This is a genomic window from Protofrankia sp. CiP1_Cm_nod2 (assembly GCF_920664355.1).
Classification (GTDB): Bacteria; Actinomycetota; Actinomycetes; order Frankiales; family Frankiaceae; genus Protofrankia.
The window spans coordinates 1-5,724 of sequence record NZ_CAKKTL010000176.1 but is presented as its reverse complement, the minus strand read 5'-3'; the positions used below and the strand labels follow the sequence as shown (position 1 = coordinate 5,724).

General features: G+C 72.9%; 5 protein-coding genes. 3 read left to right on the top strand and 2 right to left on the bottom strand.

The annotated features are described in order from the left end of the window. Positions 1 to 65: 65 nt before the first annotated feature. Positions 66 to 701, bottom strand: coding sequence for a response regulator (locus NBW84_RS17745; protein ID WP_086055602.1), 636 nt, complete (start codon positions 699 to 701; stop codon positions 66 to 68). A gap of 85 nt (positions 702 to 786) precedes the next feature. Between NBW84_RS17745 and NBW84_RS17740 the strand changes: the two genes are divergently transcribed. Both NBW84_RS17740 and NBW84_RS17735 read left to right on the top strand, forming a co-directional pair. After that, positions 787 to 1,794: an Acg family FMN-binding oxidoreductase gene (locus tag NBW84_RS17740; RefSeq protein WP_250285851.1), complete on the top strand. Its 1,008-nt coding sequence runs from the start codon at positions 787 to 789 to the stop codon at positions 1,792 to 1,794. A gap of 228 nt (positions 1,795 to 2,022) precedes the next feature. Further along, on the top strand, positions 2,023 to 3,072 hold the full coding sequence (locus NBW84_RS17735; RefSeq protein WP_250285850.1) for an LLM class flavin-dependent oxidoreductase: 1,050 nt from the start codon (positions 2,023 to 2,025) through the stop codon (positions 3,070 to 3,072). 152 nt (positions 3,073 to 3,224) lie between these two features. On the opposite strand, the gene NBW84_RS17730 is transcribed toward NBW84_RS17735, so the two are convergent. Beyond that, complete coding sequence (locus NBW84_RS17730; RefSeq protein ID WP_250285849.1) at positions 3,225 to 4,469, bottom strand: hypothetical protein; 1,245 nt, start codon at positions 4,467 to 4,469, stop codon at positions 3,225 to 3,227. Between the two features lie 239 nt (positions 4,470 to 4,708). Between NBW84_RS17730 and NBW84_RS17725 the strand changes: the two genes are divergently transcribed. Beyond that, positions 4,709 to 5,724 (top strand): serine/threonine-protein kinase (locus NBW84_RS17725; protein ID WP_250285848.1); only part of this gene is annotated, 1,016 nt, incomplete at its 3' end.

Genomic DNA, 5,724 nt, shown 5'->3' with positions numbered 1-5,724 from the left:
CAGGCCTGCCGGCGGGCTTGTCAGCAGGCCTGCCGGCGGGCTTGGCCGGCGGGCCTGGCGGTGGGCTAGCCGGCGAGCTTGGTGGCGAAGACCGCGGCCTGGGTCCTGCTGGTCAGGCCGAGCTTCTCCAGGATGGACGAGACGTTGTTCTTGACCGTCTTCTCGGCCAGATGGATTCTGCTGGCGATCTGGCGGTTGGTCAGCCCCTCGGCGATGAGGCCGAGGATCTGCCGCTCCCGCTCGCTCAGCGTGGACAGCAGGCGGTCCTCCGGTGCCCCGTCGCGCAGCCGGGTCAGCACCCGCTGGGTGACGGCGGGGTCGAGCATGGACTGGCCGGACGCGACCGTGCGGACCGCGCCGATGAGATCATTGCCTCTGATCTGCTTGAGTACGTAACCGGCCGCGCCCGCCATGATGGCGGCGAACAGGGCCTCGTCGTCGTCGTGGGATGTCAGGATCAGGCAGGGCACCTCCGGTGTGCCGGAACGGATGTCGCGGCACACGTCGATGCCGCTGCCGTCGGGCAGACGGGCGTCGAGGATGGCGACGTCTGGACGTAGCGCCGGGATGCGCCGCAGGGCTTCGGCCGCGAGACCGGCCTCCCCCACGACCTTGATGTCGCCCTGGCTTTCCAGTAGCTCGCGCATCCCGCGCCGGACGATCTCGTGATCATCGAGAACGAAAACGCGGACAGGCTCCACCGGACCGACGATACGCGCGGCGACGTCCTGACGACCATGAAACGAGGGCATCGGGACATGACCGGTCCAAGGGCATACCGTCGTAGTGGTGACTAGCACCGACACCCTGCTCAGGGACCTTGCCCGCGGGATCGTCGAGGCGGCCGGCCTGGCTCCGTCGATCCACAACACCCAGCCGTGGCGCTGGCGGGCGACGGACCGTGATCTGTATCTCTTCGCCGACACCTCCCGCCAGCTGCGCGTCGCTGACCCGGACGGCCGGCAGCTCCTGCTCAGTTGCGGCGCGGCCCTGCTGCACGCCCGCCTCGCCGTCCACGCCGCCGGGCTCGTCCCCGATGTGACGCTCTTCCCGGCCGGGGACGACGACCTTGGCTCCGGGCCGCTGGCCCTGATCCGGATCACCGGCAGCGCGCCGGCCGGCCCGCGGGACGAGGCGCTGCTGGCGGCAACGCACCATCGGCGCACCGACCGCAGGCCCTTCGACCCCCGCCCGCTGGAACCGGAGCACCTGCGGACGCTGCGGCTGGCCGCCGAGGCGGAGGACGCCTGGCTGGTGTCCGTGGACGACACCGACCTGCGGATCGACACCAGTGTGCTGATCTCCCGCGCGGACTGGCTGGAGAACCACGACCCGGCCTACCGGGCGGAGCTGGAGTCGTGGAGCCGGACGGCCCCGCAGGCGCGGGACGGTATCCCCCGGGACGTGGTGATCGGCTCGGACCAGCCGCGGCAGTCCGAGTTCGCCGTCCGTGACTTCAACGTGGTCGGCGAGCCCGGCCTGCGCCTGGAGCAGACCGGGGTGGAACGTCCCGTCGTGCTGCTGGTCGGTACCGACGCCGACACCCCGGCCGACCGGCTGCGGGCCGGCCAGGCCATGGAACGGGTGCTGCTGACCGCGGCCGCGCGTGGCATCGCGACGTCACCGCTGGGCCAGGCCGTCGACCTCGAGGTGACCCGGGAGCTGCTGCGGCACTCGGTCGGCGGCCTGGGGCACATCCAGATGATCATCAGGGCCGGTTACCCGCTGCCCGGCGCCGAACCGCTGAAGGCGACCCCCCGCCGGCCGGTCGACGACATCCTGTGGTTCGCCTGAGGCGGACGCACCCGGCCGGGCACCGGGGAAGCAAGCCGGCCGGGCACCGGGGAAGCAAGAGGGTGAGGTGCCGGCCGCGCAGGTCGCCTCTCGGCGCATGGTCGCTCGCAGCGACAAAGGGTTGAGCCCGGGGGCCATGTCACGGCCGGCAGGAATACCTTACCGGCCCGGCGGCGTTTCCGGCGGCAACTGGGAAGATCCTCACGAGCCCGGGGAGTTACCTCCCGTGTGACCCTCTCCCGATCCCTGCCCCTGTCCGTTCTCGACGTGGTGCCGGTGGTGTCCGGTTCGACGCCGGCCCAGGCCGTGCGCAACACCCTCGACCTCGCCCGCCGGGCCGAAGAGCTCAACTACCACCGGTACTGGCTGGCCGAACACCACGGCATGCCCGGCATCGCCAGCTCGGCGACGTCCATCCTGATCGGTCAGGTCGGCGCGGCCACCACGAGCATCCGGGTCGGCTCGGGCGGGATCATGCTGCCCAACCACGCACCGTTGATCATCGCCGAGCAGTTCGGGACGCTCGGGGCGCTGTTCCCGGGCCGGGTGGACCTCGGCATCGGACGGGCCCCGGGCACCGACTCCGCGACCGCGCAGGCCTTGCGGCGCTCGAGCGGGCCGGTGTCCGCCGACGACTTCCCCGCGCAGCTCGCCGAGCTCGTCGCCTTCCTCGGCAACTCCTTTCCCCCCAGCCATCCGCTCCGGACGGTGACCGCCGTCCCACACGGTGAGACACCACCGGTGTGGCTGCTCGGCTCCAGCGGGTACAGCGCGCAGCTCGCCGGCTACCTCGGCCTCCCGTTCGCCTTCGCGCACCACTTCAGCCCGGTGAACACGCTGCCGGCGCTGGCGCTGTACCGCTCGTCGTTCCGGCCGGCCCCGGGGCGGGAGCGGCCCTACGCCATGGTCGCCGCCGCCGTCATCTGCGCGGACACCGACGAGACCGCGCACTGGCTCGCCGGGCCGACCCGGCTGGCGATGCTGCGGCTGCGCCAGGGCCATCCGGACGTCTTCCCCACGCCCGAGCAGGCCGCGGCGTACCCCTGGACGCCCGCCGAACGGGCCGCCGCCGACGGCGTGGCCGCCTCCCACATCGTGGGGTCACCGGAGACGGTCCGCGCCAGCCTGGACGCCCTGATCGACGCGACGGAGGCAGACGAGATCATGATTGTGACGAACGCCCACCCGCACGACGCGCGGATCCGCTCCTACGAGCTGATCGCCGAGTTCGCCGGCCTGCCCGGGCTGCCCGCCCCGCGCGAGCCCCTGTCCGCCTGACCCCCGCCGTCTTCCCGGACGTCGCTCTGGCCCCGCCGTCTTCCCGGGCGTCGCTCTTCCGGGCGCCGGTTTCCCGGGCGTCGCTCTTCCGGGCGCCGGTTTCCCGGACGTCGGTCTCCCCGGACGTCAGGACCGGGCGTCCGGAGACGGCCTCAGGGCGTCAGGCCCGCGGCGCTGACGTAGGCGAGGCTGAACTGGGAGTCGGCGCGGCTGCCGTCGGGGTCGAAGCAGACGACCCTGGTCGTCACGTCCCCGGCCGCTCCGGTCGGCGGCGACGCCCATTCCGCTATCGCGCAGCGGCGGGTCGGCTCGCCGTACGGCGTGACCTGGACATGGTCCGGCGCCCGGCCGACACCGGGATAGAGGATCTCGTAGACCCCGGTCGCGACGTGCCGGACCGTGTTCGTCCGCTTCGCGCTGTTGGCGGAGTAGCGGGGCCACACCTCGACGGTCCGCCCCAGCGGCGGCTGCAGGATCCGCCCGGTGCCGGCCTCCTCCAGGCCGGTGAAGGAGTGCCCGAACGCCGCGTTCTCCACCGGGATCACCGTGTGCTGGTTGCCGTACACGACGACGAACGGCGAGTCCGTCCAGGTCTGCCCGTTCGCGCACCCGACGAAGATGGTCTGGCGGTCCTCGTGCACCTCCCGGCCGAGCGCGCTGCATCCCACCGTCGTGGAACCGACCGAGTTGACCTGGAGGTTGTTGCCGGTGCGGGCGTAGAGCCTGCCGATCAGGTCGATCGAGTAGCGGCCGATGCCACGCCAGTTGATCTCGATGGTGCCGGGGCCGGCGAGGCTGTAGCTGTTGTCCGGGCGGACCTGCTGCTGGCTCGGCGCGTCGTCCCGGAAGTAGGCGTACGGCTCGCTGGGTGCCGGGCGGTGGGACGCCGGCGCGAACGTGAACAGCGCGGTGAACCGGGAGTCGACGTAGGCCCCGGTGAGCTTCCGGCAGGCCAGGGTGACCTGCTCGTCCGGGCCGGACGGCGCCCAGTCCTCGGCATGGCAGTGCACCGGCGCGTCACCGACCGCGGTCACCACCGCCGCGCCCCGTCCGCCGGGCACCCCGACACCCGGGAAGATCGCGCTGTAGCGGCCCGTCCCGCGGCGGATCACCGTCGCCTTCGCCTGCCTGGTGCCCGCGGCCGACTGCCAGCTACCGGCCTGGACCTCGGCCGCCGGCGTCCGCGGGGCGCCGATGGCGGCAGCGGCATCGTCCGAACGCAGAAAACCCCACACCGGCGTGGTGGGATCCGCGGTCGGCACGGACGCGGGCCGGCCGCTGGCGGAGCCCTTCGGTGAATCCGAACTGCCGCATCCCACCGCCACCAGTGCGGCAGCGGCCGTCACGGCGACCAGCACACGGACGGCCAGCGGAAACAATCGTCGCGGCTGCGGCATACGGGCAGCATGCCATGCCCCCTGAAAGGGGAAAGCCGGGAGTCAGTGACACGACCAGCGGAGTACTTTTGGATGGGCCGGCCAGGGGCGGCCACGGCTTTCACCGGATACCCGCATACCCGCGGGCACCGGCGCAGGCCGGTCCGGATGCCGGCGGCGCCGGCTGTTGTGAACGAGCCATGAACGAAACACCCCGGGCCCGCCCCGGGACACAACCCGCTGTGGGGGTGGATCAGACGATGGCGCCGCCGGACGCGGCCACGGACGTACGGACCACCGCGCTGGGCCCGGACGACCCCGCCCAGCTCGGCTCGTACACCCTGCTGGGCAAGCTCGGCGAGGGCGGGATGGGGACCGTCTACCTCGGGCGCTCCGAGACCGGCCGGCTGGTGGCCATCAAGGTGATCCGCGCGGACGTGGCCGGCGACGACGAGTTCCGGTCCCGGTTCCGGCTGGAGGCCGAGACGGCCCGCCGGGTCGCCCGGGTGTGCACCGCCGAGGTGCTCGACGCCGAGCCCGACGCCGAGCGGCCGTACCTGGTCACCGAGTTCATCGAGGGCAGGACGCTGGCGAGGTTCGTCGCCGAGAGCGGCCCGCTGTCGGCGGCGAACCTCGAGCAGCTCGCGGTCGGCGTGGCCGCGGCCCTGACCGCGATCCACAGCGCCGGCATCGTGCACCGCGACCTCAAACCGTCCAACGTGGTGCTCTCCCCCTTCGGGCCCCGTGTGATCGACTTCGGGATCGCGCGGGCGCTGGACTCGGCGAGCAACCTCACCGGCAACCTCCAGCAGCTCGGCACCCCGGCGTTCATGGCGCCCGAGCAGATCCAGGGCGAGACGGTCACCCCGGCCGTCGACATCTTCTCCTGGGGCGGGCTGGTCACCTTCGCCGCGACCGGCCGTTATCCCTTCGGGGACGCGTCCGCGCAGGTCCTGCTCTACCGGGCGGTCAACGAGGCACCCCAGCTGGACGGGCTGGACCCGCCGCTGCGCGAGATCGTCGCGGACGCGATGGCCAAGGCCCCCGCAGCCCGGCCGACCGCCCAGCAGCTCATGCTGCGCCTGCTCGGCGAACCGTCGTCGGTGGCGGAGATCGACCCCGAGGCGACGGTCATCCAGGTGCTGGACGGCTGGAAGTTACCCTCCGCCGACGGGACTGGCGGTGCCGGCACCGGCGGCGACAGCAGCGCGACGGCCGCCGGCCGGGAGCCGCGGCCGGCGGCCACCGTACGCGGCAGCAGCCGGGCGCCACGCGA